The organism is Mesorhizobium calcicola, from assembly GCF_042682105.1.
Lineage (GTDB): Bacteria > Pseudomonadota > Alphaproteobacteria > Rhizobiales > Rhizobiaceae > Mesorhizobium > Mesorhizobium calcicola.
Genome location: NZ_JBHUGY010000066.1, coordinates 79,591 through 104,363, shown reverse-complemented (window position 1 = coordinate 104,363; position 24,773 = coordinate 79,591). Strand labels below are relative to the sequence as shown.

30 protein-coding genes and 1 tRNA gene are annotated in these 24,773 nt (G+C 61.8%); 22 read left to right on the top strand and 9 right to left on the bottom strand.

Annotated features, from left to right (window positions below; all coding sequences use genetic code 11):
- Positions 1 to 58: 58 nt before the first annotated feature.
- Together ACFSQT_RS34575 and rpiA are read right to left on the bottom strand one after the other, a co-directional pair.
- Entirely contained in the window at positions 59 to 646 is a 588-nt protein-coding gene (locus ACFSQT_RS34575) for a DUF2059 domain-containing protein (protein WP_379026494.1), read from the bottom strand.
- Positions 633 to 1,364, bottom strand: a complete 732-nt coding sequence (gene rpiA, locus ACFSQT_RS34570) for a ribose-5-phosphate isomerase RpiA (protein ID WP_379026492.1) — start codon at positions 1,362 to 1,364, stop codon at positions 633 to 635. Before rpiA ends, ACFSQT_RS34575 begins: the two co-directional genes overlap by 14 nt.
- A 454-nt stretch (positions 1,365 to 1,818) precedes the next feature.
- On the opposite strand from rpiA, the gene ACFSQT_RS34565 reads away from it, so the two are divergent.
- The 3 genes from ACFSQT_RS34565 to ACFSQT_RS34555 all read left to right on the top strand — a co-directional run bounded on the left by ACFSQT_RS34565 (position 1,819) and on the right by ACFSQT_RS34555 (position 3,805).
- On the top strand, positions 1,819 to 2,502 hold the full coding sequence (locus ACFSQT_RS34565) for a phosphoglycolate phosphatase (RefSeq protein WP_379026490.1): 684 nt from the start codon (positions 1,819 to 1,821) through the stop codon (positions 2,500 to 2,502).
- 138 nt (positions 2,503 to 2,640) lie between these two features.
- Positions 2,641 to 2,715, top strand: a tRNA-Val gene (locus ACFSQT_RS34560).
- A gap of 415 nt (positions 2,716 to 3,130) precedes the next feature.
- A complete protein-coding gene (locus ACFSQT_RS34555; RefSeq protein WP_379026488.1) occupies positions 3,131 to 3,805 on the top strand; it encodes a peroxiredoxin-like family protein in 675 nt (224 codons plus the stop codon).
- Between the two features lie 180 nt (positions 3,806 to 3,985).
- On the opposite strand, the gene ACFSQT_RS34550 is transcribed toward ACFSQT_RS34555, so the two are convergent.
- The gene (locus ACFSQT_RS34550) at positions 3,986 to 4,339 is read right to left on the bottom strand and encodes a hypothetical protein (protein ID WP_379026486.1); all 354 of its coding nucleotides are present in this window, start codon (positions 4,337 to 4,339) and stop codon (positions 3,986 to 3,988) included.
- 440 nt (positions 4,340 to 4,779) lie between these two features.
- Between ACFSQT_RS34550 and ACFSQT_RS34545 the strand changes: the two genes are divergently transcribed.
- The gene (locus tag ACFSQT_RS34545) at positions 4,780 to 5,013 is read left to right on the top strand and encodes a GcrA family cell cycle regulator (protein WP_379026484.1); all 234 of its coding nucleotides are present in this window, start codon (positions 4,780 to 4,782) and stop codon (positions 5,011 to 5,013) included.
- Between the two features lie 389 nt (positions 5,014 to 5,402).
- On the opposite strand, the gene ACFSQT_RS34540 is transcribed toward ACFSQT_RS34545, so the two are convergent.
- Complete coding sequence (locus ACFSQT_RS34540) at positions 5,403 to 5,738, bottom strand: hypothetical protein (protein WP_379026482.1); 336 nt, start codon at positions 5,736 to 5,738, stop codon at positions 5,403 to 5,405.
- Here ACFSQT_RS34540 and ACFSQT_RS34535 point away from each other — a divergent pair.
- The 3 genes from ACFSQT_RS34535 to ACFSQT_RS34525 all read left to right on the top strand — a co-directional run bounded on the left by ACFSQT_RS34535 (position 5,738) and on the right by ACFSQT_RS34525 (position 8,833).
- Positions 5,738 to 7,258, top strand: coding sequence for a winged helix-turn-helix domain-containing tetratricopeptide repeat protein (locus tag ACFSQT_RS34535; protein WP_379026480.1), 1,521 nt, complete (start codon positions 5,738 to 5,740; stop codon positions 7,256 to 7,258). The genes ACFSQT_RS34540 and ACFSQT_RS34535 overlap by 1 nt on opposite strands.
- A gap of 128 nt (positions 7,259 to 7,386) precedes the next feature.
- Complete coding sequence (locus tag ACFSQT_RS34530; RefSeq protein ID WP_379026478.1) at positions 7,387 to 7,644, top strand: PepSY domain-containing protein; 258 nt, start codon at positions 7,387 to 7,389, stop codon at positions 7,642 to 7,644.
- A 454-nt stretch (positions 7,645 to 8,098) separates the two neighbouring features.
- A complete protein-coding gene (locus ACFSQT_RS34525) occupies positions 8,099 to 8,833 on the top strand; it encodes a lysozyme inhibitor LprI family protein (protein ID WP_379026476.1) in 735 nt (244 codons plus the stop codon).
- Between the two features lie 72 nt (positions 8,834 to 8,905).
- On the opposite strand, the gene ACFSQT_RS34520 is transcribed toward ACFSQT_RS34525, so the two are convergent.
- Positions 8,906 to 9,076, bottom strand: a complete 171-nt coding sequence (locus ACFSQT_RS34520; protein ID WP_379026474.1) for a hypothetical protein — start codon at positions 9,074 to 9,076, stop codon at positions 8,906 to 8,908.
- Positions 9,077 to 9,734: 658 nt separating this feature from the next.
- Between ACFSQT_RS34520 and ACFSQT_RS34515 the strand changes: the two genes are divergently transcribed.
- A complete protein-coding gene (locus tag ACFSQT_RS34515; protein WP_379026472.1) occupies positions 9,735 to 10,217 on the top strand; it encodes a hypothetical protein in 483 nt (160 codons plus the stop codon).
- 76 nt (positions 10,218 to 10,293) lie between these two features.
- On the opposite strand, the gene ACFSQT_RS34510 is transcribed toward ACFSQT_RS34515, so the two are convergent.
- Positions 10,294 to 12,171 carry a L,D-transpeptidase family protein gene (locus ACFSQT_RS34510; protein WP_379026470.1) on the bottom strand — a complete coding sequence of 626 codons (1,878 nt, stop codon included), beginning with the start codon at positions 12,169 to 12,171 and terminating at the stop codon, positions 10,294 to 10,296.
- A 306-nt stretch (positions 12,172 to 12,477) separates the two neighbouring features.
- Between ACFSQT_RS34510 and ACFSQT_RS34505 the strand changes: the two genes are divergently transcribed.
- A complete protein-coding gene (locus ACFSQT_RS34505; RefSeq protein WP_379026468.1) occupies positions 12,478 to 12,873 on the top strand; it encodes a rhodanese-like domain-containing protein in 396 nt (131 codons plus the stop codon).
- 13 nt (positions 12,874 to 12,886) lie between these two features.
- Here ACFSQT_RS34505 and ACFSQT_RS34500 read toward each other — a convergent pair whose 3' ends face one another.
- Positions 12,887 to 13,798 (bottom strand): alpha/beta hydrolase, encoded by a 912-nt coding sequence (locus tag ACFSQT_RS34500; RefSeq protein ID WP_379026466.1) that lies wholly within the window; start codon positions 13,796 to 13,798, stop codon positions 12,887 to 12,889.
- Between the two features lie 47 nt (positions 13,799 to 13,845).
- Here ACFSQT_RS34500 and ACFSQT_RS34495 point away from each other — a divergent pair, with 47 nt between their 5' ends.
- Positions 13,846 to 14,298, top strand: coding sequence for a MarR family winged helix-turn-helix transcriptional regulator (locus tag ACFSQT_RS34495; protein ID WP_379026464.1), 453 nt, complete (start codon positions 13,846 to 13,848; stop codon positions 14,296 to 14,298).
- A gap of 24 nt (positions 14,299 to 14,322) precedes the next feature.
- Here ACFSQT_RS34495 and ACFSQT_RS34490 read toward each other — a convergent pair whose 3' ends face one another.
- Together ACFSQT_RS34490 and ACFSQT_RS34485 are read right to left on the bottom strand one after the other, a co-directional pair.
- Positions 14,323 to 14,934 (bottom strand): pyridoxamine 5'-phosphate oxidase family protein, encoded by a 612-nt coding sequence (locus ACFSQT_RS34490; RefSeq protein WP_379026462.1) that lies wholly within the window; start codon positions 14,932 to 14,934, stop codon positions 14,323 to 14,325.
- A 72-nt stretch (positions 14,935 to 15,006) separates the two neighbouring features.
- Positions 15,007 to 15,360, bottom strand: a complete 354-nt coding sequence (locus ACFSQT_RS34485) for a gamma-butyrobetaine hydroxylase family protein (protein WP_379026460.1) — start codon at positions 15,358 to 15,360, stop codon at positions 15,007 to 15,009.
- A 199-nt stretch (positions 15,361 to 15,559) separates the two neighbouring features.
- On the opposite strand from ACFSQT_RS34485, the gene moaA reads away from it, so the two are divergent.
- The 12 genes from moaA to ACFSQT_RS34425 all read left to right on the top strand — a co-directional run bounded on the left by moaA (position 15,560) and on the right by ACFSQT_RS34425 (position 24,744).
- On the top strand, positions 15,560 to 16,555 hold the full coding sequence (moaA, locus tag ACFSQT_RS34480; RefSeq protein ID WP_379026458.1) for a GTP 3',8-cyclase MoaA: 996 nt from the start codon (positions 15,560 to 15,562) through the stop codon (positions 16,553 to 16,555).
- Positions 16,556 to 16,611: 56 nt separating this feature from the next.
- Positions 16,612 to 17,085 (top strand): hypothetical protein, encoded by a 474-nt coding sequence (locus ACFSQT_RS34475; RefSeq protein WP_379026456.1) that lies wholly within the window; start codon positions 16,612 to 16,614, stop codon positions 17,083 to 17,085.
- A gap of 120 nt (positions 17,086 to 17,205) precedes the next feature.
- Positions 17,206 to 17,565 carry a hypothetical protein gene (locus ACFSQT_RS34470; protein ID WP_379026454.1) on the top strand — a complete coding sequence of 120 codons (360 nt, stop codon included), beginning with the start codon at positions 17,206 to 17,208 and terminating at the stop codon, positions 17,563 to 17,565.
- 121 nt (positions 17,566 to 17,686) lie between these two features.
- Entirely contained in the window at positions 17,687 to 18,607 is a 921-nt protein-coding gene (locus ACFSQT_RS34465; protein ID WP_379026452.1) for a DMT family transporter, read from the top strand.
- A gap of 56 nt (positions 18,608 to 18,663) precedes the next feature.
- Positions 18,664 to 19,296, top strand: a complete 633-nt coding sequence (gene mobA / locus ACFSQT_RS34460) for a molybdenum cofactor guanylyltransferase MobA (RefSeq protein ID WP_379026450.1) — start codon at positions 18,664 to 18,666, stop codon at positions 19,294 to 19,296.
- Positions 19,293 to 19,802, top strand: coding sequence for a molybdopterin-guanine dinucleotide biosynthesis protein B (gene mobB / locus ACFSQT_RS34455; RefSeq protein WP_379026448.1), 510 nt, complete (start codon positions 19,293 to 19,295; stop codon positions 19,800 to 19,802). Before mobA ends, mobB begins: the two co-directional genes overlap by 4 nt.
- A gap of 158 nt (positions 19,803 to 19,960) precedes the next feature.
- On the top strand, positions 19,961 to 20,746 hold the full coding sequence (locus ACFSQT_RS34450) for an ABC transporter substrate-binding protein (protein ID WP_379026446.1): 786 nt from the start codon (positions 19,961 to 19,963) through the stop codon (positions 20,744 to 20,746).
- A 74-nt stretch (positions 20,747 to 20,820) separates the two neighbouring features.
- A complete protein-coding gene (locus tag ACFSQT_RS34445) occupies positions 20,821 to 21,540 on the top strand; it encodes an ABC transporter permease (RefSeq protein ID WP_379026444.1) in 720 nt (239 codons plus the stop codon).
- A complete protein-coding gene (locus ACFSQT_RS34440) occupies positions 21,537 to 22,406 on the top strand; it encodes an ABC transporter permease (protein ID WP_379026442.1) in 870 nt (289 codons plus the stop codon). The genes ACFSQT_RS34445 and ACFSQT_RS34440 overlap by 4 nt, the downstream gene beginning before the upstream one ends.
- A gap of 214 nt (positions 22,407 to 22,620) precedes the next feature.
- A complete protein-coding gene (locus tag ACFSQT_RS34435; RefSeq protein ID WP_379026441.1) occupies positions 22,621 to 23,490 on the top strand; it encodes an NAD(P)-dependent oxidoreductase in 870 nt (289 codons plus the stop codon).
- 8 nt (positions 23,491 to 23,498) lie between these two features.
- The gene (locus tag ACFSQT_RS34430) at positions 23,499 to 24,203 is read left to right on the top strand and encodes a DNA alkylation repair protein (protein WP_379026439.1); all 705 of its coding nucleotides are present in this window, start codon (positions 23,499 to 23,501) and stop codon (positions 24,201 to 24,203) included.
- On the top strand, positions 24,163 to 24,744 hold the full coding sequence (locus ACFSQT_RS34425) for a GNAT family N-acetyltransferase (RefSeq protein ID WP_379026437.1): 582 nt from the start codon (positions 24,163 to 24,165) through the stop codon (positions 24,742 to 24,744). Before ACFSQT_RS34430 ends, ACFSQT_RS34425 begins: the two co-directional genes overlap by 41 nt.
- The last annotated feature ends 29 nt before the right edge of the window (positions 24,745 to 24,773 follow it).

Below are 24,773 nucleotides of genomic sequence, written 5' to 3'. Positions count from 1 at the left end.
GAGCCCCAGCCCGATACCATCGGATGGAACAGGCTCTAGGCCGTTTGGCAACGCGCGATCAGTTCTGCGTGTCGTCGGCCGGGGCCGAACCGTCGGCGGGCGCGGCGCCATCCGCAGGCGCGGCAGGCGCTGCCGGCGCCTTTGCCTTGGCGGACGCGGCCAGCGTTTCGCCGACCTGCTGGGCGAGATCGCGGGCGAGGCCGTTCTGCCAGATGTCGGCTGCCTTGACCAGGTCGCGGGTCACCGCCGGACCGCTGTCGAGCAGCTTCTTGCCCGAATCGGAATTGTAGAAGGCGGCGATATCGGTCAGTTCCTTTTCGGAGAACACTTTCGCGTAGGCGAGTGCCGCTTCCTTCTCGAGGTCGGCGCGGCGCGAGGCCAGCGCGAGCGCCTTCTCGTTGATGGTCGTGCCGATCAGCTCCTGCATGTCCGGGTTCTTCTGGATCAGCTGCGATTCGAGCGCGGCCGCCGCCTGCGGCAGGATGTTGTCGAACGGGTCGGTCGCGTGGATCGCCGCGACCGCCGCTCGTGCGGCCTTCAGGTGCGATTCCGTGACATCCTGCGAAAACGCCGGCGAAGAGAAGGCGAAAACGGCCGAGGCCGCCAGAACGGCGCAAAGGCTGCGAACCCGGTTATGCAACATCATGATCGGTAGAACTCCCTGGTTTTCGGGCGGCATGGACAGTTTGGATACCGTCGCCGCCGGCGATGATGGCCGCTGACGCCAGCCCGATGAAAAGACCATGCTCGACCACGCCTGGAATGGCGTGGAGAGCATTCGAAAGCGCTCTTGTATCCGGAATGCGGCCAAAAGATGCATCGAGGATAAAATGGCCGCCGTCTGTAACAAAAGCCTGCCCCCCCGTCATCCTCAATATGACTGGACCGGAAAGGCCGAGTTTTGCGGCCGCCGCGCCGATCGCGATTTCGGTCGCGCGCAGGCCGAATTGATTGACTTCGATCGGCAGTGGAAAGCGGCCGAGCGTGTCGACCATCTTCGACCGGTCGGCAATGACGATCATGCGCTGCGAAGCGGCCGCGACGATCTTCTCGCGCAGCAGCGCGCCGCCGCCGCCCTTGATCAGGGTCAGTTCCGGATCGACTTCGTCGGCGCCATCGACGGTGAGATCGAGTTCGGGCGTTTCCTCTAGCGTCGACAGCGGCACGCCAAGCTCGCGGCACAGCGACGCGGTGCGCTCCGAAGTCGGCACGCCGATGACGGTCATGCCGGTGGCAACCTTCTCGGCCAGCAGCCGCACGAACTCTTCGGCGGTGGTGCCGGTGCCGATGCCGAGCCGCATGCCGTCGCTGACATGGGCAAGTGCCGCCCGTGCGGCTTCGACCTTCAACTGTCTTGCATCCATGCCGCTTGCTGCCCCGGAACCCAATGCATGTCGCCCAAAGTGGCCCCGGTTTTGGGGCAACGACATGCACAAAACAAAGACCTGAAGCGCGCCGCCTGAATCCGTTCAAACGCGGCGCGCTTCGGCGTTTGCGGCTCCTAGCATTTTTGCTCGCCTGGTCAAAGCCCTTGGGCGCGGCCTGGTGACGCGATGTGCGGGCAGCCTCAATAGGAATTATTTCCTGAAGACAGTTGACCTGTTGATGGCAGCTATGCTACATATTTGACCAAGGTGCTGATTTGCGCCAACGACCCGCCGCTATGGCGGGTTTTTCATGTCTGGCGCAAGTCGCGAGGTCCGGTGGGCCTGCCTGCTTGAACGAGCTTGCCCCGGCCCGCTTACCCAGCGGGCGCTTGCCTTGACGCGCCGCAGCCGCTATCGCCTGCCACTTGTACAAATCCGCGCAGGACAGACCATGAGCCGCCCGATCATCGTGTTCGACCTCGACGGTACGCTGATCGATACAGCGCCGGACCTGCTCGACAGCCTGAACCACAGCCTAGCCGCCAGCGAACTCACGGCCGTCGACGAAGCCGGCTTCAGGCGCTTTGTCGGTCACGGTGGCCGGGTGATGATCGAACGGGCGCATGCGGCCCAGCAGCGATCGCTTGATGTCGCGGAGCACGACCGGCTGCTGAAACTCTTCCTCGACCACTACACCGACAACATCCCCGGCAAATCTCGCCCCTACCCCGGTGTCGTCGAGGCGATCGCCCGCTTCGAGAACGCCGGCTATCTCCTGGCCATCTGCACCAACAAATACGAAGCCAACTCGCTGGCGCTGATCGAGGCGCTTGGCCTGACCAAACATTTCGCGGCAATCGCCGGCCAGGACACGTTCGCGTTCCGCAAGCCCGACCCGCGCCATCTGATCGAGACCATCAAGCTCGCCGGCGGCGATCCGCATTGCGCGCTGATGGTCGGCGATTCGCAGACCGACATCGACACCGCCAAGGCCGCCGGCATTCCGGTCGTGGCGGTCGATTTCGGCTACACCGACCGCCATGTGCGCGAATTCGAACCCTCGGCGGTGATCTCGCATTTCGACGCGCTGGCCCTCGATCTGGCGCAAAGGCTGATCGCTGCCGCTGGAGGCTGAGCGGAAGGCCGCCGGCGCCACCTCGCGGACAGGTGTCAAGGACGACAAATCGAACCTTGTCAGAACGCCGGACACCGCCTTGACTTCCCGCACCGGCCTCCCTTATATCGCGGCTCGCTTGGCCTTCGGGCAACGAGCGGGCGATTAGCTCAGCGGGAGAGCACACCCTTCACACGGGTGGGGTCGCAGGTTCAATCCCTGCATCGCCCACCAAAATCCCTAGGAAAGTCAGCAGCTTACTAACGTGTTGGCCAAAATCGTCGATCTAAGCCTTTTTCGTTTCGCCACTATGTCGCCACCAATTCGGCGATTGTTTTCGACACCGGCGTCGGGAACTGAGCAGCTGGCTTCGCCTCTTTTACGGCGGTATTCCGTCCCGAAGGCCCGAAATGCTCCGCTCGTTGGTAGGCTCCAACACCTATAATCGATTCCTTGATTGCCAGCCGTTTGCTTCTGCGCGCCAGGAGTGAGGCTCTGCAAGGCGTAGCCTTCGGTAGCGCCTCAACGTCCGCCCATCTCTGTGCTACATTGCAGTTTCAACACGCACAGGAAGTGTGCCGAACACGGGCTGGAGCCGGAAGTACCGCCGCGCTTTCGTTACTGGATTGACCCGCGAGGAGGATCAAGCATGTCTGACCGCGCCGACGTAGGCCCTCTGCAACTGGGCGAACGAGCACCTAATTTCGTACTCGACGCAATTACTCGCGAGGGCAAGATAGCTATCGACGATTTCCGCGGCGAGAAGCCAGTGCTGGTTGGGCTGTATCGAGGTCTGCATTGTCCGTTTTGCAGGCGTCATATCGCGACGGTTTCGCTGCTCACACCAGCCCTTAACGCAAAGGGCATCGAATGCCTCACGGTGGTGAACACGCCCATCGAGCGGGCGCGCCTTTATCTCCGGTACCATCCGATGGTTGGTTTGCTTGCTGCATCCGATCCGGAGCGCGTTTCACACCGCGCCTTTGGATTGCCAAATATGCAAATAACTGAGGACGAGAGCGCATTGCCGCACAAGGTCTCAATGAGCGATGTGAAGGCGATGCGGCTCAACGTGCCGGGCGAAATGCCTGAGCCGATGGATCCGTTTGCCACGCTCGAATATCTGAACAAAAAAGACAATTACGATATCACTGAAGCGGACCAGCAAATGATGGCGACCGGCGTGGGCCAACTCACCGGCCAGTTCCTGCTCGACCGCAACGGCGTCGTTCGCTGGACGTTCTCCGAGGTTTTCGACGGCGGCTTGGGCGCCCACCCGAACTCTGAGGCGATGATGTCGGTCGCGTCGCATATTGGTCAGTAGCGGCGCAGTTGCGGACATCGGCTGCACGGATAGCAGGTTTTATGCAAACCGTTAGTTCGAGCCGGGGTCGCCACGCTTCGGCGAGGTGCCGGCGGCAGCCTCCCGCTGGCCGCGAGCCGGTGAAAAAGGTGCTGGAGCGAAGCGCCTGATCACGCGACAAAGGCGCCGGTCTAGCTGCGATCAGCGCTTCATCGAGTGCAGGATGGCCTGCATCTGTTCTTCCAGGTCGAGTTCACCCCGAGCCTCAACGGCCAACAGGTACTCGGCCTTAGCCCGGCGGTCGCCTCGGCTGATCGCAGGATAGGAGCAGATGGCCAGCAATGCGTCCTGTTCAATCCGGTCTGCCCTCTTGCGTTCGTCGCTGCTACTGCCCGCTTGATGAACAACCCTGTGAAGCCCGACATAGGTGGCTTCATGGGCTCCGATCAACGCCCGCAATTCGGGTGAGGCCCCTTCCCCTTCACCAAGCGTCGGTTCAACGACCGAGGCCAAGGCGGCGAACGCAAGAAGTGTACGGCGGGTGACTTCGGGCATGCCTCATATCCCTGCTGTCTGATCATGCAGGCACACCATAGCACCGGCGCAACGGTTCGGAGAGATGCTCTGGCACGCGACCACATTGTCTGCTGACAAAATGTATTCGCAGCTCGCCCTCCTGGGGCTGGCCGGTTGAGGGTCCTGAAAAGCGCGTTGGGGCCCCACCCTCGCCTGCCGATTAACCCGGGGGCGGAGCGATCAGTGGGACGACAACATCGCCCGCCGGGTGCCTTCGCGCTGTCAACCTCACCCCAGCGGCGAGTGTGGCCTTAAGTCGCAACAACTGGCTTCCGAAAGCAGGGCCTCGGGCTTCATTGATGCTGCGACCAACACCATATGGTGATCCACAGCCCGCCAAAACGAGAAAAGCTCGCCCCGACGCTGTCGCACCGCGGCCGTCAGCCGGCAATGGCTTTTGAACCAGGAACCTGAAAACCATGCCTGAAAATATCAGACTAACTTCGAGAGACGTCCCCCTCATTCAGCTAGGCCTCCATCAGTGCCGCTTCCCGGTGAGCGAAGACCCGACAGTACCCGGCGGTTACCGTTTTTGTGCTGGGTCAACTTCGCCGGATCGCGTCTATTGCGATCACCACCACGGCATCGTGACCGCCGTCGACCCTCGTCGAACCCGTTCAGGTCTCCACCCTGCTCAACGACGCGCCGCGTAAGTTCAGCGGGCGGCGGCCCCTCAAACAGGTAGCAAGGGCTCGCGTGCTGCGCTCCACATCAGTTGGGGACAATTGCACGAGCCGCGGAACCATCCGCTTTGTACTGAATCGCTGGAGCATCGTCGGCCCACAAAGCCGCCGCCACGCCCGCCTGCTGATAAACCCGGCGGGTGTGGGCCACATCTGCTCGAGATCCCAGAACGAAACCTCGATGCGGTCGTCGGCGCAGTAGACCGTTTAGCGTTCAGGCTCCAGCGCCCTGGCTTCTGCACGGGACGGAGACGGCCGGGATGGAGCGCCGACAGTGCAAGCAAGGCGACATGACGCGTGCGCATATAGACCCCCGATGAACCGCCAACACTTGGCCGCAAGCGCGACAATGGAGAGATTCAGCAGAATTTCAGAAATCTTCCGGTACGCGACCGTTCCTTGGCTTCATTGTTCTGAAGAACGAACCGGATGAGGTCGAACATGTCGCTGAATGAGAACACGCGCCAAGCCGCCCGGCAGGAACTCCTGGAATTTGCGTCCAGCGTCATGGTTGGGTCCCCTTGTGCGCCCATGCCTGGAACAATGTTCGAAATGCTGGAGATCATCGCCATGGAGAGGCGGATGACTTCCAGCCAAGGCGAAGGCAGATCAAATTCCTCTGATCCCTTGACGTCCGAGCCGATTGAGACCCCAATCAGGCAGCGTTTGGTCAAGCTGATCAGATCGGCATTCAATGTCGCAAGAAAACGGTGGGCACATACTGGCACTTGGCAGTTGCGAGCTTGATCTTGCCCGCGGGCTGCTTGTCCGCGACGGAAAACCTGTTGCTCTGCGCTCCAAGGCGTTTGATCTGTTAACTTATCTCAGCAGGAATGTCGGGCGTGTCGCGACCAAGTCTGAACTGATGTCAGCGGTATGGCCCGATGTCTTCGTGACCGAGGACTCACTGACGCAAGCAGTCAGGGAGTTGCGAAAGGCGCTGCAGGACGAAAGCCAAACCATTATCCGCACGGTTGCCAAACGCGGCTACGTCCTCTCTCTTCTCGATACGCCAAAGCAAGAGCGCTCTGGACAGCCGAGCGTTGCGGTACTGCGTTTCAGAAATGAAGGTGCGCCGGACGACACGCCTTTGGTGGACGGTTTCGCCGAGGACATTGTCAATGCGTTGGCTCGCTTCGGAACGGTCGTCGTGCTGGCGCGCAATTCCGGATTTGCATTTGTCTCGGATTCCGCTTCCGATTGGCATGCCGTTGGCGACAGCCTTGGCGCAACCTATCTGGTCCGCGGCAGGGCGACGACCCGCGCAGACGGCATGCGGGTCACCGTCAGTCTCATGACCGCTTCGACGGGTGAAGTCCTCTGGAGCGATACCTTTTCTGCTTCTGGCGGCCAGATCTTCGACATGCAGGAAGAAATCGCCAGGCGTGTGGTGAACCGGCTGGTCGCTCGGCTTGACGACGCGGGTATCAAGCAGGCAACCCCGAAGCCTCCCGATAGCCTGGCCGCATATGAGCTTCTCCTGCGTGGACTGGCCCGGCTGCGCGGTTATGGCGATGACGACAATCAGGCCGCGCGCGATCTCTTTCAGGCTGCGGTCGACAAGGACCCGACCTATGCCTTGGCGCATTCCTACACCGCGCTCGCCGATCTCATTATCGGCGGCTATGCCGAGGCATCCCCGGCGTTGCTTGCTTCATTGATCGACCGCGCGGAGTGTGCGGTGACCCTGGCGCCGGAAGAGCCACGCTGCCATCGCGTGCTTGCCCAGGCTTTGATCTCTGCCCGTCGGTTCGAAGCGGCGGAACATCACCTTCAACGCGCGTTCGACCTCAATCCATTTGACGCCGATACGATTGTGCAAATGGGGTACTTGCTCACGATGAGAGGCAGGCCTCTTGAAGCACTCGCGGCGATTGACAGTGCGATACGGATCAACCCGATCCATCCTGATTGGTACCACTATGATCGCGCCATCGCCCTATACTCGGCTGGAGATTACAAGGCCGCGCTTGTCAGTATGTCCAAGGTCCCCCCGAGGACCCCCTGGCGACTGACAAGGCTGGCGGGGTGTCACGCTCAACTCGGCGAACTGAAGGAAGCTCAGCGCATTATGGCAGAGGTCAAGCGGATAGCGCCTGATTACTCGCCACTTGAGTTTGCGCAAACCGGAATCGCCTTCGAGCATGCGAGTGATGTCGAACACCTCATTGCCGGCGTCGCCAAGGCACTCGCAGCGTATGAGGACCAGAGCTAGGGCCGCCACCCGGGCCGACGTGGACGCCAAGAAGAAATTCTTCGGACTGGATGGGGCATGCATTCCAGCGGCGGAACTAACCGGCATGGCAGCGAGTTTCTGTCCCGACTAAACTTGAGGGAAAAGCCATGTCCAGATTTCTGCTGGCGACGAGCGTCGCCGTTCTTCTCGCCGGCGGGCCGGCCCTGGCCGCGGACGACAAGCCGCTGCCGCCGCCCAATGCCAAGAAATTGTCGGAGATCCTCGCCAAGGTCGAGCAGCGCGACGGCTTCCGCTATGTCAAGGAGGTCGACTGGGATAGCGACGCCTATGTCGTCACCTACTATACGTCCGACAAGGCCAAGGTCGAAATCACCTACGATCCCGTGACCGCCGAACCGAAATAGGTTTTCTTAGGCAGGCGTCCTTATCCGACGCGAATGCGCTGGTCTGTTCTCGGCCGTGTCAATGGCCAGGGTTTCGCCTACAGGACAATCGATTCAAAACCGACGACAGTTTTCGACTTATTACGCAGATCACCAATTGTCGAAGTCGGCGCCGCCCCTCATCGCCCTGCCGGGCACTTCTCCCCGTATAGTGACGGGGAGAAGGGGCTGACCGCAACGCAGGCTCCCTTTTTGCAGCACTGACAATTGGCGAAACCATCGATGAGAGCGCCCCTCTCCCCGTCACTATACGGGGAGAGGATGCCGGCAGGCAGGTGAGGGGCGGCACCAGCGTCCGCAAAAGGTGACGGGACGAATTCGAAAGCTGAAACGATTGCCCTCGCCTCGTCCAAAATTGTCCATTCTTGCGGTATGACATGCATGCCAGGGGCAATCCTTGGCTTTGGGGGCTATCATGCGATCCGTTCGAACCCGTTTTTCGGCCGTGCTCACCATCCTGGCCGGCGGCATCCTTGGCATCGCTCCGGCGCGCGCCGACGGGCCATCCTTCGACTGCGGCAAGGCAAGCCTGCCGGCTGAAAAGGCGATCTGCGCCGATCCGCAGCTGTCGGCCATCGATCTGCTGGTCTCCAAGGCTTACAAGGGGTTCGAGCCGGCGTTCGGCGGCGACAAGCGCAAGATCGCCCGCGGGCTGATCGCCGACCGCAATGCCTGCAGGAGCGACACCGCCTGCATCGTCAGCGCATTGAACAATGCGCTGCAGACCTATGGCGTTGCGCCGTCATGGGTGCAGGATTACAACGTCGCGCTGATCGGCAAGAAGGCGCTGGAAGCCGCGGCGCGGAACCCTGGCGGGGCCGACCAGCCCCTGCCCTCGGCAATCGGCCAATGCGCGTCGACCCATGTCGAAACGCTGACCACGCGGCTTGGCGACGATCCGCTGGCGACGGCCAGTCCCGAGGCAGGCAGCGCCGGGACATTCACCAATGGCGGCACCGCCGTCTCCTACGATCGCGACCCTGGCCTGGCTGCCGCGAAGGTCGGCGAACCGGTTGTGATGTGTCTGATTTCGATTCCCAGGGATTGCCCCAAGGACGATGAGCGTGGCCGCGTCTACTACGGCATCGATCTCGCCGCCAAGGGATCATGGGCGCTGCCCGACTCGCAGCATCTATGCGGCGGCGCCTGATTTAGTCCTGCTTCGTGTTCGGCGACAGCTTGCCAAGGGTGCCGCTTCGGCGGTAGTGGGTCAGTTTGAAATTCAGCGCTTTCCAGCTAGAATGCGGGCTTCCCGCATCAAGGATGGCCAATTGCGCCCAAGGAAGGCGATAAGTTCGCGGGCTTGATCTTCGGTTATGCCGGTTTCATTGACTAGACGGCGCACGACAGAATCGTCCGGCTTGCTAGGCGCCTTGCCCTGTTCGTCAGTCATCATCATGTCCCTTGACGACCCAACGACAGCGACAGCGCATGGTTCCTTCGCGGAATTGACTCGCTATCCTGTCCGAAAGAGTACAATTCCTCGTCGCTCGATCTAGCAAGGCAACGAGCGCTTGAAAGAGTCGATCACGCTTTCGCCCTATCAGGGAGACGCGCGGTGACCAATCGTGGCATGGCCGACGACGTACAGTTGGCGACACTTACCAGATTTGGCACGTCGCCTGATCGCCCTTTTCAGCGGCGGCATCGACAGTCCAGACGAGATTTGGATGGCGCTGGACAGCATCGCAAAGGACGCGAAGCCCGTTCACATGCCAGGAAACCGATAGTCGCTACACCTTTTTTTAGGGTCCGCGAACCATCGGTTTTTCGGCATCCTTCGATCAGCGCTACGATGTCGGCGATCTCCCACAGCTTGCCGGTGACGCCAGCGGCTATCGAGGGGTCATGCGCAGCGAAGCCATGGATGCGCAACAAAGTTGTAATACATGAAATGCATCGCAACCGCGTTGGTGTGCGCTTCGACCTTTCTTTGATGAGCCGTTGGTCAGGCGGATGAAGCGACGCATGGCCCACTACCGCTTCGGCCCTCCCCTTGCCTCAGTCTCGCTTTGATGGCTGACTGCGGCCCATAGGCGCCGCATGGGGGGATGGGCATGGCGACGGCGAAGCATTTGCTGAAGCGCATATTGATGATGTTAGCCGGCTACTTTGTGGCGGTGCTGGTCGGCCTGATCGCCGTCGCGGCGATCTATGCCGCGCTCAGTTCCTTGCCCAACGCGCCCGCCTATTTCGACGTCATGGGCGTCTCGCCGATCGCGGTCCTTGTGGTGCCGCCGCTCGGTATGTTCGTCTATTTCCTGACCTTGGTCGTGACGGCGCTGCAGACGCTCATCTTCGCGCTGATTGCCGAGTTCTTTTCGTTGCGCAATGTCCTGCTGCACATGGTCTTCGGCGCCGCGGCCGCGGCCGGCGGCTTCTTCCTGATCTGGCCGAGTACCGTGGAGGATATGGATCCGGAGCGCTGGGCCGACATCGGCATCATTGCCGCTGCCGGCCTTGTCGCCGGCCTCGTCTATTGGCTGATCGCCGGGCGCGAGGCGGGTTTCCGCCGCCCGCTGTTAGAACGTTAGAGCCATTCCAATTGTGAAACGGTTTTCCCGGGAAAACGCGCACCGCTTTCCCGGGGAATTAGCGTCAAAACAGAGATCAGCTCGAAGGCGAACGCACCGCCTCGGTGGCGTCCAATGCCTGCTTCAGCCGCGTGTCGCGATCGTAGACGTCGCCGAAATATTCGACCTTGCCGGACATATCAGGCCAGGCGGTGAAATAGGCGACATAGACCGGGATCTTGCGCGTCACATCCTCGGTCGAATGCCCGTGCTTCAGCTTCTCGGCGATATAGTCGACCGAGGTGCCGAGCACGGCGGCCGCCATGCCGCGCGGATCCTGCAGCCGCACGCAGCCATGGCTGAGTGCGCGCATGTCCTGCTTGAAGAACGATTTCTGCGGCGTGTCGTGCATGTAGATCGCGTGCTTGTTGGGGAACAGGATCTTCAGCTCGCCCAATGCATTGGCTTCGCTCGGCTGCTGGCGCACACTGTAGGGAATGTTGGCGCCATAGGCGCCCCAGTCGACCGCCGACGAAGGGATGCGCTTGCCGCGCGAATCGGTCACCTCGTAGCCGGCCCGGTCGAGATAACCGGGGTCGTTGCGCAGCCTGGGCAGCATCTCGTTGACGATGATCGACTGCGGCACGCCCCAATAGGGATGGAAGTCGACCTGCTTGATCTGGTTGTAGAAGAAGGCGGTCTGGTTGGTGGTCCGGCCGACGACGACACGCGTCTTCAGCTTTTCCTCGCCATTGTCGATATAGCTGGCGGTGAAGGCCGGCTGGTTGATGAAGACACGCGGGCTGCCGAGATCGGAAGGCAGCCAGCGCAGTTCCTCCAGCGCCACCTCTACCTTCAGCAGCCTGTCGGCCTTGGATGTCCCGGCCAGCGACTCGACGGTGCGCGGCCCGATGACGCCGTCGCCCTTCATGCCTGCCTTCTGCTGCACAGCCTCGATGACCGGAACCAGTTCCGGGTCATAGACTTCGCTGCTGGCCAGCCTGGACAGGATCTCGCCGTAGGCGCCGCCCATTTCGTCGTCGAGATTGCGTGCGATCAGGGTCAGCAGCTTCGGCAGTTCCGGGCTGGTTTCGCCCGGCTTCAGCAACAGCTTGGGGTCGACGACGATTTCGTTTTCGGCGCTGGCCTGCAACGCTTCCAGTTCGACACGCAGCGCCTGGTATTCCGCATTCTGCGGATGCCGCGATTCGAGATAGGTGCGCACTTGCTGGGTGTGCGCCAGCGTTTTCAGCACGCCTTCCAGGTCGATCGGCTTGGCCGGAAAATCATAGTAGCCGGTTATGCGGTTGGGCTCGACGCGGCCGTTCTGGGCATCATGGGCATAACGCAGCACGCGCGCCGACAGCGCCATCTCGAAGCGGACGAGCTCTTTCAGCTGCGCATTGGCGTCAGCCGGCGAGGCGCTGGCGGCGGGCACGTCGACCGTGTAGTCGGCGGGCGTGAGGCCGTAGCTTGAAGCCTCGCCGAGCACCCGCACCGCGTCCTGCGCGCGGCTGTTGGGGCTGGTTCCAGTCACCCAGATGAAATCCGGATTGGCCGAGTAATAGGCGATCAGCGCCTTGGCGATGTCGGGCTCGGCATAGAGTTCGTAGTCGCTCAAGCCGGCAACCGCATCCCGAAAAGCGGCACCCGTGGCTGACGGCACGAAGGCGGCGTCCTGCGGCGTTGCCGGCAGTGGTGCCGCGGCCAGCGCCGAAAAGTCGATGCGAACCAGCCGATCGGCCTTGTAGGTGTAGTAGGATGGGCTGCTGATTTTCGTACCGCCACCGCCCGGTGCTTTGGGCTTGTGCTTCGGCGGCGGAGGCGGAAATTCGCCTTGCGGAGCGTGCTTGATGCCACCGCCGAAAAGCATTTCGAAGAGCCCTTGCGCTCCTGCCTGTGGCACACCGAAGGCCAGTGTTGCCGAGATCGCCACCAGCGGCATCACGGTTGCCTTGTTTCCGAGGAATTTCATGAATCACCCGCTCCGGTTGTCACCGGTTCCCATTCCGCACCGCTAGACGATCTCGCTCACCGCATGGCGGATGTAAGGCGCGACTATACTGATTCATACTGATTTCGTTAAGCTTCCATAAATTTTGGGACGCTTGTTGCAGAACGGTTTCACAACATGGTGACGCCGGAGCGGATGCGGCACCGCTCCGGCCGGCGCGATGGCTGCCTGGCAAACGATGGCCGGCACGGACAGGGCGTGACAAACGCTGGCCATTGTGCTGGAAACTCAAAAGCCAGCCAAATGCGCGGTCGGGAGGACAGGCCTGTGAAGAAGGGGTATCGCGAACTGCTGGATGAGGCGAATGCCGAGATCGAGGTGGTGTCGCCGGAGGAAGCCGCCGGGCTGCTCGACGATGAAGACACCATCTTCGTCGATCTGCGCGATCCGCGCGAGGTGGAACGCGACGGCAGGGTTCCCGGCGCCAAACATGTCACCCGCGGCATGCTGGAATTCTGGATCGACCCTGAAAGCCCCTATCACAAGCCGTTCTTCGCCTCGGGAAAGAGCTTCGTCTTCTTCTGCGCCGGCGGCTGGCGCTCCGCGCTTGCCACCAAGACGGCGCAGGACATGGGGCTGTCGCCGGTCAAGCACATCCTTGGCGGCTACACCGCCTGGAAAGCGGCCGGACTGCCGGTCGAACCCGGCGGGAAGAAGAAATAGCCTCGATGGCTGCTCAGTGCAGCAGCGACGGCTCCTGGTGCTCGGCGACGAAGCTGACCGCGCGTCCGACCACACCCTTGTCGGCAAGAATGCGGCGGTGGCCGAGCCCATCGGCCCAGTAAAGCCGCACATGGCCGCCGGCGCCGGCATAGCGTGTTGCGTGATCGGCCGGCACCTCGCGGTCATCCGGTGCGTGCATCACCAGGGTCGGCACCGGCGCATGCGCGAGCTGGCGGTCGCCGGTGAATTCGTGCAGCGGCCGGCCGGAAAGATGTTCGACACGGTCCGCCATCGCGGCCTGCGAGCGCGGGCCGACATTGAGCATGCGGCTGAAGTCGGCGAAGATCGCCGGCAGGGAACTTGGCGCCGCGATCAGCACCAGGCGTCCTGCCACCAGCGGCGGGATGTTCTTGACCGACCCCGCGATGGCATTGGCGGCGACGGCGCCGCCGAAGGAATGACCGACCACCGCCACGAATGGGCCGAACCATTCGCCGGCAACCCGCACCGCATCCACGGCATTGACCATGTTCAGCCGTCGGCCCTGCGACTGGCCGTGGCCCGGCAGGTCAAGCGAAACGACCCTGTAGCCGGCGGCGCGATAGCCTTCGATCAGCGCCCGCATATATTCGGTGCGCGAACGCCAGCCATGCACGACAAGCACCGTGCCTGCCGCAGCCCTGCCCGGCTCCGGACGGAATTCGTGCACCATGACGCAGCCGGTTGCGGTCTTCAGCCGGTGATGGCGTGCCTCGGTCATGAACGCGGCCGCACGGTCGACGGCGCGGCGCTCGCCATCGCTGAGCGCCTTCACGTTCGGCGTGCGGCAGAACAGTTCGAAAGCCGCGCGCCCGGTCAGGCGCGGCGCAATCCGTTCGGCCGCACCAAACACACCCCGGATGACCTTCAGCCCGATTGATGCCATAGTGAGAATCCATCCATACGTTCAAGCATGAACATAATAGTTCAAAGATGAACAATAAACAAGAGTTACCTTGGGACAACCCGCGTTTTCGCAACTGGGTCGCGGTGGCGCGCGCCTGCCATGTGCTTGAGCGCACGCTGGCGGTGAAGCTGGCGCCGCTCGACCTGAAGCCGGCGCAGCTCGACGTGCTGATGAACCTCTACCGCCACCCCGGCATGTCGCAGCACGACCTTGCCCGCAAGCTGCTCGTCGGCCGCTCCAACATCACCATGCTCTTGCCGCAGCTGGAGGCGCGCGGCCTGCTGCGCCGTGAAGGCGACGAGAAGGACAAGCGCATCCTGCGGCTTGCCCTGACCGAAGCCGGCGAGGCGTTGCTGATGCAGGCGCTGAAAGTGCATATGGCGCTGATCGAGAAGGCGATGAGCCAGTCGACGCCGGAACAATGCGACATGATCGGCGAGCAGATGCGCAGGATCTATGAGGTGCTGAAGGACGCTTGACCGCCCTTACAGCCCAGCGTTTGCCTACCACATCGTCTTCTTCGCCCGCTCCGGCCATTCCTTGTCGTAGGTCTCGGCGTCGATGTTCTTGCGGCTGGTGATTTCCAGGATCTGTCCGGGTGTCGGCAGCGATTTGGGATCGACATGCCTCGTCGGGTTCCACAACTCGGAGCGGACGATGGCGCGGGCGCATTGGAAATAGACCGAATCGATATCGACGACGGTGACCGAGCGCGCTGCCTTGCCGTCGACCGTGAAAGACGCGCACAGCGCTGTATCCGTCGTGATATGGCCCCGGCCGTTGATGCGCAGCGTCGTGCCGGAGCCCGGCACCAGGAACATCAGGCCGACGCGCGGATCGCGAATGATGTTTCTCAGCGAATCGGCGCGGTTGTTGCCGCGTCGATCCGGCATCATCAGCGTTTTCGGATCGACGATGCGCACGAAGCCGGCGAGATCGCCGCGCGGCGAACAGTCCAGCCCCTCCGGTCCACTGGTTGCCAGGGCGACGAAGGGCGAGGCCCGGATGAAGGCGGCGTATTCTGGAATGACGTGGTCGAGTTCCTTGACCAGCGAAGCCTCGCCTGGAACGCCATAAAGCGCCTCGAGCTGCTCGACCGTGGTGATGACGGACATCTTCTTCGTCTCCAAACCTTTGCCGGCGCTACTCCAGATCGACGACGTTTTGACGACAGTGACGGGATCGGTCTAACGGTCCCGGCTCAATCCCTTCTCCGCGAGCTCGGCGAGATAGGCATTCCAGCGCGCATCCTTCTCGTGGCCGAGCGTGTGCAGGTAATTCCAGGTGAAGATACCGGTGTCGTGGAAATCATCGAAGGTGATGCGCACGGCATAGTTGCCGACCGGCTCGATCTTGAGGATCGCCACATTGCGCTTGCCGGGAACCGTCACCCGCTGGTCCGGCGAATGCCCCTGCACTTCGGCCGATGGCGAAGCGACACGCAACAGCTCCGCCGGCAGTTCGAACGGCCGATGATCGGGAAAGGTGACGGACAGCAGTTTGCGGTCCTTCGAGACCCTGAGTTCCTTCGGTGCGGTCATGGTGTTCGATCCCGTAGCAATCCACCCTTCCCTACGCTGCTTCGCCAGAAGGGAAAAGGCCGTTTGAGATGAGCCGACATGCGATGTCGGCCAGGGAATGTTACCAAAGATCGAGAAGCTGTATCTTGAATGGCCGGCCGGATCGTATCACATAGCGATATATAACGATGCCGTTCCGGCCAAGGGAAGCGCTTGAAGCATGGACATGATCGATCCTTTTGGTCGCACGATCAGCTATCTCAGAGTGTCGGTCACCGACCGCTGCGATTTCCGCTGTACCTATTGCATGGCCGAGGACATGGCCTTCCTGCCGAAGAAAGACCTGCTGTCGCTGGAAGAACTCGACCGGCTGTGCACGGTCTTCATCGAAAAAGGCGTCAGGAAACTGCGCCTCACCGGCGGCGAGCCGCTGGTTCGCAAGAACATCATGCACCTCGTGCGCCAGCTGTCGCGGCATCTCGAAAGCGGCGCGCTGGAAGAACTGACGCTGACCACCAACGGCTCGCAGCTTTCGCGTTTCGCCGCTGAACTCGCCGAATGCGGCGTCAGGCGCATCAACGTCTCGCTCGACACGCTCGATGCCGACAAGTTCCACAAGATCACCCGCTGGGGCCATCTCGACAAGGTCATGCAAGGCATCGATGCAGCACTTGCGGCCGGGCTGAAGGTCAAGCTCAACGCGGTGGCACTGAGGGATTTCAACGACGCCGAACTGCCCGACATGATGCGCTGGGCGCATGGACGCGGCATGGATCTGACGGTTATCGAGACCATGCCGATGGGCGAGATCGAGGGCGACCGCACCGACCAGTACCTGCCGCTGTCGCTGCTGCGCGCGTCGCTGGAACGCCAGTTCACGCTGACCGACATTCCCTTCAAGACCGGTGGCCCGGCCCGCTACGTGCATGTCGCCGAGACCGGCGGACGGCTCGGCTTCATCACGCCGATGACGCATAATTTCTGCGAAAGCTGCAACCGCGTCCGGCTGACCTGCACCGGCACGCTCTATATGTGTCTCGGCCAGGAGGATGCCGCCGACCTGCGCGCGCCCTTGCGCGCCTCCGAAGGCAACGAGCTGGTCGCCGCGGCAATAGACGAGGCCATCGGCCGCAAGCCGAAAGGCCACGACTTCATCATCGACCGCCGCACCAGCCGCCCCTCCGTTTCGCGGCATATGAGCGTCACCGGCGGCTGATTTTTCCGGGAAACTGATGCAGGATCGCCTCCGGATCATTGGCTTCGAGGCGGGATATGCTGAGTCGTTCGTCACTTCTGGCGGTTGTCGCAACAATCGCGGCGACCAATGCAGTTGCCGCGCCCTTCACCTATGTGAACGAGCGTTTCGGCACCGCCTGCACCTTTCCCGACGACATCTTCATCGACCGCCAGCCCGAACCGGAAAATGGTGACGGCCAGGTATGGCTGAGTGCCGACGGCGCCAGCCTGATCTGCTCGGGCATCCTCAACATCGACGATGACACGCCGAAGGGTTTCGTCGCCACCGCGAAAGCCAGCGATGAAGCGGGCTACAAGGTCACCTACGGCAAGGCCGGCAAGGACTGGGCGGTGCTGTCCGGCTTGAAGGAAGGCAAGATCTTCTACGAGCGGCGCCTGTTCGGCAGGGATGGCGTCATCCGCACGGTCTGGATCGATTACCCGCCGGCCCTGAAGTCGAAATACGATCCGCTGGTCGGCGCCATCGCCGGCAGTCTCAAGGGACCATGAGCATTTTCGGCCACACCGCGGACAAATCTCCCTCCGTGAATGTTCGCCTGATTTACCGGTGGTATTTTCCCGCTTAGCCTCCGTCGCGTAGCGGTCTTTCGCTCTGTGGGGGAATACACCATGCGCAAACTTCTTCTTTCGTTCGCATTGCTTGGCCTCGCGGCCCTGCCCGCTGCGGCCCAGTCGATCGGCGGCACCTATACCGTCGCCGGCACCAATTTCGACGGCTCGGCCTATGACGGCGAAGCCACCATCACACTGACCAGCGGGACGACGTGCACGATCCACTGGGAGACAGGCGGCTCGTCCTCGGACGGTATCTGCATGCGCAACGACGACGCCTTCTCGGCCGGCTATGTGATGGACAAGGAGATCGGCCTTGTCGTCTACAAGGTCGAGGATGACGGGTCGCTGCACGGCCTGTGGACCATCGCCGGCAAGGAAGGCAACGGGGCCGAAGTGCTGACGCCGAAGAAGTAAGGTCTGCCGCCATGGCGGACGATATTCTGGGCTACGGAAAATTCCGTGGCCCAGCCCTTTGGTATTGCTGTTTCATATCCGGCTGCTACAGGCTTGCTGCAAAGCAGAACCGGTAGTCGTCTTGCCCCTTTCTCCAAATCTTCGCGGCGCGTTGTTCATGGTGGTGGCGATGGCCGGCTTCACCCTCAACGACGCCATCACCAAATACTCGTCGCAGTCGATGAACATGGCGCAGGTCATGCTGATCAGGGGAGCGTTTGCCACCCTTTTCGTCAGCTCACTTGCCTGGCAGCGCGGTGCCCTTGTCCGGCTGCGCTCGATGCTGGACCCAATGGTTGCGCTGCGCGTCCTCGGCGAAGCCGGCGGCACGGTGACGTTCCTGATCGCACTCTCCCATTTGCCGATCGCCAGCGTCTCGGCTGTCCTCCAGGCGCTGCCGCTGGCGGTGACGATGGGCGCGGCCCTGGTCTTCAATGAGGGCGTCGGTTGGCGGCGCTGGCTGGCCATCGCCATCGGATTTGCCGGTGTGCTGGTCATCGTGCGGCCCGGCTTCGAAGGGTTCAGCGTCTACTCGCTGGTGGCGCTGGCGTGCGTTGCCTGTTGCGCGGTACGCGATCTTGCCACCAAGCGGATCCCCAAGGCCATTCCGACGCTGCTGGTGTCGACCGCCACAGCGCTTGCCATGACAATCCTGGGAGCCGCGTTGCTTTCGCCGATGGGTGGCTGGACGCCGATGACGGGGAAAAGCACAGCCTTGCTGGCACTGGCCGCGGTGCTGGTGCTCATCGGCTACCAGTTCATCATCATGGCGATGCGGGCGGGTGACATCTCCTTCATCGCGCCGTTCCGCTACACGGCCCTGATCTGGTCGATCCTGCTTGGCCTGTTCATCTTCGCCGACGTTCCCGATCTGCCGATGGTCATCGGTGCCACGATCATCATCGGCTCCGGCCTCTATGCGCTGTACCGCGAGCGAGTAGTCGGCCGGCGCAAGATCGTCGCCGAAAGCACCGGGCCGACCATGGTCCCGGATGGAATCTAGCCGAACATCCCGAAGGTTCTTGTGATTTCCGACGGCTGGCGTACAGGCTCGATGGCATGAAGCGCGATGTTGCGGGGATCATTCTGGCCGGCGGCCAGTCCAGACGAATGGGCGGTGGCGACAAGAGCCTGTTGCCGCTTGGCGGTGGTTGCGTACTTGACCAGGTCGTGTTGCGCTTTGGCCCGCAGATCGGATCCCTGGCGCTCAGCGCCAACGGTGACGCCTCGCGGTTCTCACGCTACGAGCTGCCGGTGCTTGCCGACACGGTGACCGGCTTTGCCGGGCCGCTTGCCGGAATCCTGTCCGGCCTCGAATGGGCGGCCGCCAAAACGGCTTGCAAGGCGATTGTCACGGTTGCCGGCGACACGCCCTTCCTGCCGCTTGATCTTGTCGAACGGCTGGCAGGCGCCGCCGATCAGCGTCCATGTTTGATTGCCGTCGCTTGCTCGGCCGGCAAGCGGCACCCGACCTTCGCACTGTGGCCGACGGACTGTCGCGGCGCCTTGCGGCACTTTCTGGTCGATGAGGATATCAGGCGGGTTTCGGCCTTCATCGACCGGCATGATTTTGTCGAGGTGGAATTCCCGCTTCCGCAATCCGCGGGCCAACCGGTCGACCCATTCTTCAACGTCAACGAACCTGACGATCTCGTTCAGGCCGAGCGTCTGTTGCGGAGCATGAAACCATGAACAGACGCGTCTTCGGAATCACCGGCTGGAAGAATTCCGGCAAGACGACGTTGACCGAAAAGCTGGTCGCCGAGCTTGTCCGGCGCGGCTGGAAAGTGTCGACGGTGAAACATGCCCATCATGACTTCGACATCGACAAGCCGGGCGCCGACAGCTTCCGCCACCGGCAAGCCGGCGCCACCGAAGTCGCGATCGCGTCCGGCAATCGCTGGGCGCTGATGCATGAACTGCGCGGCGAGCAGGAGCCGACCCTGGAGGCGATTCTGTCGCGGCTCGCGCCATGCGATCTGGTGCTGGTCGAAGGCTACAAGCGCGAAGCCCACCGCAAGATCGAAACCCGCCGGCTGGAAGCAAAGGACCGCACGCCGCTTTCGGTGGGCGATCCGAACATCGTCGCCGTCGCCGCCGATTTTGCGGCCGAAGGCGAGCTCTTGCCGGTGTTCGATCTCAACGATGTGAAATCAATAGCCGACTTCATCGAGCGGACCACCGGGCTCGTTGCTTGAGAGCTAACGCAGCGGCAGAATAGCCTTGCCCATTTTTGTGGTTTTGCAGTTGCTTTTTTCTTGGAAAGAATGGGAGTATCGCCCCAGCGGGCGGTCAAAAGCACCGCCCCACAGAGCCGTTTTGGAACGACGGCCGGGACCATAAAGAGAGGACTATCATGCGTATTGCACTGCGTATCGCGCTTGCCGCATCGGCTGCGCTGCTGACGCTCGGCGTAGCCCAGGCCCAGGAAAAGACCCTGAGGATCGGCACCGAAGGCGCCTATCCGCCCTTCAACAACCTCACCGCCGATGGCCAACTCGTCGGTTTCGACATCGACATCGCCAAGGCGCTTTGTGACGAGATGAAGGTCAAGTGCACCTTCGTCGCCCAGGATTGGGACGGCATTATCCCCGCCCTCCAGGCCGGCAAGTTCGACGCCATCGTCGCCTCGATGTCGATCACGCCGGAGCGCAAGGAGAAGGTCGACTTCACCAACAAATATTACAACACGCCGTCGGCCCTTGCCGTGCCTAAAGACAGCACGCTGAAAGGCGTGACCAAGGAAGACCTCGCCGGCAAGAACATTGGTGTCGCCACCACCACCACGCATTTCAACTATGCCTCGAAGACTTACACCGACAGTACCGTCAAGGGCTATCCGAGCAGCCCCGAGGAGCAGGCAGATCTTGCCAATGGTCGTCTCGACGCCATCGAGGACGATATCGTTGTGCTGCAGCAGTGGCTGGACACGCCCGATGGCGCCTGCTGCAAGATCCTCGGCCAGCCGTCCCCGCAACCGGTCGAGATCTTCGGGCCGGGCGCCGGCATTGCGGTACGCAAGGGCGAGACCGATCTAGTCAACAAGTTCAATGCGGCCATCGACGCCATTCGCGCCAATGGAAAGTATAAGGAAATCAACGACAAGTACTTCAAGTTCGACGTCTACGGCGCCGAGTCCTGATAATATAAAAGGCGGCAGGAAATTTCCCGCCGCCTTTCGCTCTTCTGTGATCGCCGTGGAGACAAGACCCGTCAATGCCAGCCCAGAGCTTATGGACACTTCTCAGTTGGGGACCCGATGGCTGGCTTGACGATATCGCTTATGGCGCACTGGTCACCGTGGCGCTTGCGCTCGCCACACTGCCGATTGGGCTGACGATCGGCTTTTTCATTGCATTCGCCAAACAGTCCGAAGAACCCTCGCTGCGCCTTGCCGCCAACATCTACACCACGGTCTTCCGTGGCCTGCCGGAACTGGTGACGCTTTTCCTGTTTTTCTTCGGCATGCCGATCCTGCTGCAGCATCTCATCCGGTATTTCCGGCCCGAAGCGACCATCGACGTCAACGGCTTCGTCGCCGGTATGATCGTGCTTTCCCTGATCTTCTCGTCCTACGCCAGCGAGGTTTTCCTGTCGGCCTTCCGGGCCATACCGAAAGGCCAGTATGAGGGTGGCTATGCCATCGGCCTTTCCAACTGGCTGACCATGCGCAAGGTGATCTTGCCGCAACTGCTCCGCATCGCTTTTCCCGGACTTGAGAATTGCTGGCTTAGCCTGCTCAAGGACACGTCGCTTGTGTCGGTCGTCGGTCTCGCCGAGACGCTGCGCAATGCCGGTGTGGCCGCTCGCGTCACCAAGCACTCGTTCCTGTTTTACAGTGTGGCGGCCCTGGTCTTTCTCGGCCTGGCAATCGTGTCGTCCTTCGCCACCAACGCCATCCTGCGCTCGCTCGGCCGGCGGGAGGCACAGCGATGAGCGCCACAGCGACGATGGTCGAGCGACCACCACCCCGGGCGCGGGGCTGGCCGCGTCCCCGCATCGCAGGCTACGCGCTCGTCTGCCTGTGGCTAGCCTTCGGGCTGGGCATCGTTGCCTATCTGGTTCTTGCCTGGAATCCAGCCTTCTTTGCCAAGTATGCACCGGCCTATCTGAACGGGCTCGCGGTCACCCTGTCGCTGGTCGCGATAGCGATGGTGCTTGGTGCGATACTGTCGGTTCCAGTCGCTTACGGCCGCATGTCCAGCAACCGGATTCTGTCCGCCCTTGCCTACTGCTATGTCTACTTCTTCCGTGGCACGCCACTGCTGGTCCAGACTTTTCTTGTCTATTACGGCGTTGGCTCTTTCCGGCCTCAACTCAGCGAATTCGGTATCTACCTTCCCGTCATCAGCGATGGGCTGACTGTCGCCCGATTCACGCTTTGGGATTTTTTCAAGGACGCCTTCAACTGCGGCGTCTTTGCCTTTGCGCTCAACACCGCCGCCTACCAGGCCGAAATCCTGCGCGGCGCCATAGAGAGCGTGCCCAGGGGCCAGTGGGAAGGTGCTGCGTCGCTTGGCCTGCACAAATTGCAGACCCTGCGCAAGATCATCCTGCCGCAAGCATTGATCGTCGCCTTGCGGCCTTATGGCAACGAACTCATCCTGATGATCAAGGCTTCGGCCATCGTCGCCATCATCACCGTCTACGACCTGATGGGCAATGCCAAGCTCGCCTTCGCCAACTCCTTCGACATTCAGGCCTATATCTGGGTCGCCGTCGTCTACCTTGTCATGGTCGAGATATTGCGCCATGGCATTGAATGGATCGAACGCCGGATCACCATCCATCTGAAACGCTGACTGATTCCGAACTTGCCTGCACCAGTCGATCAGGCCACAGGCGTCTTGACGAATTGAGCGCAGAGCCTAATGCATGTCGCCCAAAAGTGGCCCCGGTTTTGGGGCAACGACATGCATAAAAACAAGACCTAGAGCGCGTCGCCCGAATCCGTTTCGACGCGACGCGCTTTAGAGCTTTCGCAGCAAATTCCGTTTCCGTCTGAAGGGCAAGTTCATGGCATCTGTGGCATTTCTCGGTCTTGGCGTGATGGGTTACCCGATGGCCGGGCACCTCAGAAACAAGGGGGGCCACGACGTCACCGTCTATAACCGCACCGGGGCCAAAGCCGAGCAATGGGTTGGCCAGCATGGCGGCCGCCTCGCGCTGACGCCGGCTGAAGCCGCCAAGGATGCTGATTTCGTCTTTTCCTGCGTCGGCAATGATGACGATCTGCGTTCGGTAACGACAGGTCCGGAAGGTGCCTTCCAAACGATGAAGAAAGGCTCGATCTTCATCGACAACACCACGGCCTCGGCCGAGGTCGCGCGCGACTTGGCGGTGGCCGCGCAGGCCGGTGGCTTTTCGTTTCTCGATGCGCCGGTCTCCGGTGGCCAGGCGGGCGCCGAGAACGGCGTGCTCACCGTCATGGTCGGCGGCGAGCAGGACGCTTTCGACAAGGCCAGGCCGGTCATCGACGCCTATGCCCGCATGGTCGGCTTGATGGGGTCGGCCGGAGCTGGCCAGCTCACCAAGATGATCAACCAGATCACCATTGCCGGCCTCGTGCAGGGGCTGGCCGAAGGCATCCATTTCGGCAAGAAGGCCGGGCTCGACATCGAGAAGGTGATCGAGGTGATTTCCAAGGGTGCGGCCGGTTCCTGGCAGATGGAGAACCGGCACAAGACGATGAATGCCGGCAAATATGATTTCGGCTTCGCCGTCGACTGGATGCGCAAGGATCTCGGCATCTGCCTGGCCGAGGCCGACCGTAACGGCGCGAAACTGCCGGTGACCGCACTTGTCGACCAGTTCTACAAGGATGTGCAGGCGATGGGCGGCAAGCGCTGGGACACGTCCTCGCTGCTAGCGCGCCTGGAAAAATAGGGTTCGCGATGACCGAGCTTTCGCCCCAATCCAGTGCCGACGAAATCGTCGCGCATCTACGCGCGATCGGCTCGGAGGAGAATCGCCTTGGCATGCTGCGCTACGGCATCAAGATCGAACGTGCGCTTGGCATCCCGCACGGCGTGCAGCGGCAGATTGCCAAGAAAATCAAGCGCAACCATGAGCGCGCGTTCGCGCTGTGGCAGACAGGCATCATGGAGGCGCAGTTCATCGCTTCCGTCACGGCCGACCCGAAGCGGTTTTCTGCCGCGGATGCACGGCAATGGGCGTCGCGCTTCGATTCCTGGGATATCGTCGATGGCGTCTCTGATCTCTTCGTCGACACGGACGCCTGGAAGGAACTGATCGTCGAGTTCGCGGCCGATGAACGGGAATTCGTTCGACGCACGGCTTTTGCCATGATGGCCTGGTCTGTCGTCCACCGGAAGAAAGAGCCGGAGGCGACCTTTCTCGCCTTCCTGCCGATCATCGAAGCGCATGCCACCGACGGCCGCAACTTCGTGAAGAAGGGCGTGAACTGGGCCCTTCGCTCGATCGGCAAACGATCGATGGATATGCACGGCGCTGTCCTTGCTGTCGCCGAAAGGCTTGCGCAATCGACCGACAAGACCGCGCGCTGGATCGGCAGGGATGCTGTGAAGGAACTATCGGATGCCAAGACGCTCGAGCGCCTCGCCGCCACGAAAGGCTGACAGACGCAAAATCCGCTTCGCGGAGGTGACGCGCTCGACACGCGCCGATTTCGAAAACCTGTTCGAACAGCCGGGCGCGCCGAAATATTGCTGGTGCATGGCCTGGCGCCATCTGCCCAGCCGCGAGCATGTCCAGAACGACGAGAAAAAGCGGGCCATGATGGCGCTTGTCGACTCCGGCACGCCAGTCGGTATCCTGGCCCATATTGACGGCAAGACCGTCGGTTGGTGCTCGGTCGCGCCACGCCAGACCTATCGCAGGCTTTCCCGGCAGCAGGACGACAGCGAGGCCGGCGTGTGGTCGATCGTCTGCTTCTATGTGCCAAGGGCACTGCGTGGAGGCGGGTTGGCTGCCGCGCTGCTCGACGCGGCCATCGACCATGCCTTCGCCGAGGGCGCCAGCACGATCGAGGCTTATCCGGTCGACCAGGCGTCGCCGAGCTACAGCTTCATGGGCTTTCGCGACATGTTTGCGTCGCGTGGGTTCCGCGAGACCGGCATGGCCGGTTCTCGCAGACATGTGATGCGGCTCGAGCGTTGACCTCATTGACAGCGGCGTCTCTACTCGGG

What these genes read in the sequence shown, in the direction of transcription:
- ACFSQT_RS34575 (WP_379026494.1), bottom strand. Translation starts at nt 646, where the DNA reads ATGATGTTGCATAACCGGGTTCGCAGCCTTTGCGCCGTTCTGGCGGCC.
- rpiA (WP_379026492.1), bottom strand. Translation starts at nt 1,364, where the DNA reads ATGGATGCAAGACAGTTGAAGGTCGAAGCCGCACGGGCGGCACTTGCC.
- ACFSQT_RS34565 (WP_379026490.1), top strand. Translation starts at nt 1,819, where the DNA reads ATGAGCCGCCCGATCATCGTGTTCGACCTCGACGGTACGCTGATCGAT.
- ACFSQT_RS34555 (WP_379026488.1), top strand. Translation starts at nt 3,131, where the DNA reads ATGTCTGACCGCGCCGACGTAGGCCCTCTGCAACTGGGCGAACGAGCA.
- ACFSQT_RS34550 (WP_379026486.1), bottom strand. Translation starts at nt 4,339, where the DNA reads ATGCCCGAAGTCACCCGCCGTACACTTCTTGCGTTCGCCGCCTTGGCC.
- ACFSQT_RS34545 (WP_379026484.1), top strand. Translation starts at nt 4,780, where the DNA reads ATGCCTGAAAATATCAGACTAACTTCGAGAGACGTCCCCCTCATTCAG.
- ACFSQT_RS34535 (WP_379026480.1), top strand. Translation starts at nt 5,738, where the DNA reads ATGTCGCAAGAAAACGGTGGGCACATACTGGCACTTGGCAGTTGCGAG.
- ACFSQT_RS34530 (WP_379026478.1), top strand. Translation starts at nt 7,387, where the DNA reads ATGTCCAGATTTCTGCTGGCGACGAGCGTCGCCGTTCTTCTCGCCGGC.
- ACFSQT_RS34525 (WP_379026476.1), top strand. Translation starts at nt 8,099, where the DNA reads ATGCGATCCGTTCGAACCCGTTTTTCGGCCGTGCTCACCATCCTGGCC.
- ACFSQT_RS34520 (WP_379026474.1), bottom strand. Translation starts at nt 9,076, where the DNA reads ATGACTGACGAACAGGGCAAGGCGCCTAGCAAGCCGGACGATTCTGTC.
- ACFSQT_RS34515 (WP_379026472.1), top strand. Translation starts at nt 9,735, where the DNA reads ATGGGCATGGCGACGGCGAAGCATTTGCTGAAGCGCATATTGATGATG.
- ACFSQT_RS34510 (WP_379026470.1), bottom strand. Translation starts at nt 12,171, where the DNA reads ATGAAATTCCTCGGAAACAAGGCAACCGTGATGCCGCTGGTGGCGATC.
- ACFSQT_RS34500 (WP_379026466.1), bottom strand. Translation starts at nt 13,798, where the DNA reads ATGGCATCAATCGGGCTGAAGGTCATCCGGGGTGTGTTTGGTGCGGCC.
- ACFSQT_RS34495 (WP_379026464.1), top strand. Translation starts at nt 13,846, where the DNA reads ATGAACAATAAACAAGAGTTACCTTGGGACAACCCGCGTTTTCGCAAC.
- ACFSQT_RS34490 (WP_379026462.1), bottom strand. Translation starts at nt 14,934, where the DNA reads ATGTCCGTCATCACCACGGTCGAGCAGCTCGAGGCGCTTTATGGCGTT.
- ACFSQT_RS34485 (WP_379026460.1), bottom strand. Translation starts at nt 15,360, where the DNA reads ATGACCGCACCGAAGGAACTCAGGGTCTCGAAGGACCGCAAACTGCTG.
- moaA (WP_379026458.1), top strand. Translation starts at nt 15,560, where the DNA reads ATGGACATGATCGATCCTTTTGGTCGCACGATCAGCTATCTCAGAGTG.
- ACFSQT_RS34475 (WP_379026456.1), top strand. Translation starts at nt 16,612, where the DNA reads ATGCTGAGTCGTTCGTCACTTCTGGCGGTTGTCGCAACAATCGCGGCG.
- ACFSQT_RS34470 (WP_379026454.1), top strand. Translation starts at nt 17,206, where the DNA reads ATGCGCAAACTTCTTCTTTCGTTCGCATTGCTTGGCCTCGCGGCCCTG.
- mobA (WP_379026450.1), top strand. Translation starts at nt 18,664, where the DNA reads ATGAAGCGCGATGTTGCGGGGATCATTCTGGCCGGCGGCCAGTCCAGA.
- mobB (WP_379026448.1), top strand. Translation starts at nt 19,293, where the DNA reads ATGAACAGACGCGTCTTCGGAATCACCGGCTGGAAGAATTCCGGCAAG.
- ACFSQT_RS34450 (WP_379026446.1), top strand. Translation starts at nt 19,961, where the DNA reads ATGCGTATTGCACTGCGTATCGCGCTTGCCGCATCGGCTGCGCTGCTG.
- ACFSQT_RS34445 (WP_379026444.1), top strand. Translation starts at nt 20,821, where the DNA reads ATGCCAGCCCAGAGCTTATGGACACTTCTCAGTTGGGGACCCGATGGC.
- ACFSQT_RS34440 (WP_379026442.1), top strand. Translation starts at nt 21,537, where the DNA reads ATGAGCGCCACAGCGACGATGGTCGAGCGACCACCACCCCGGGCGCGG.
- ACFSQT_RS34435 (WP_379026441.1), top strand. Translation starts at nt 22,621, where the DNA reads ATGGCATCTGTGGCATTTCTCGGTCTTGGCGTGATGGGTTACCCGATG.
- ACFSQT_RS34430 (WP_379026439.1), top strand. Translation starts at nt 23,499, where the DNA reads ATGACCGAGCTTTCGCCCCAATCCAGTGCCGACGAAATCGTCGCGCAT.
- ACFSQT_RS34425 (WP_379026437.1), top strand. Translation starts at nt 24,163, where the DNA reads ATGCCAAGACGCTCGAGCGCCTCGCCGCCACGAAAGGCTGACAGACGC.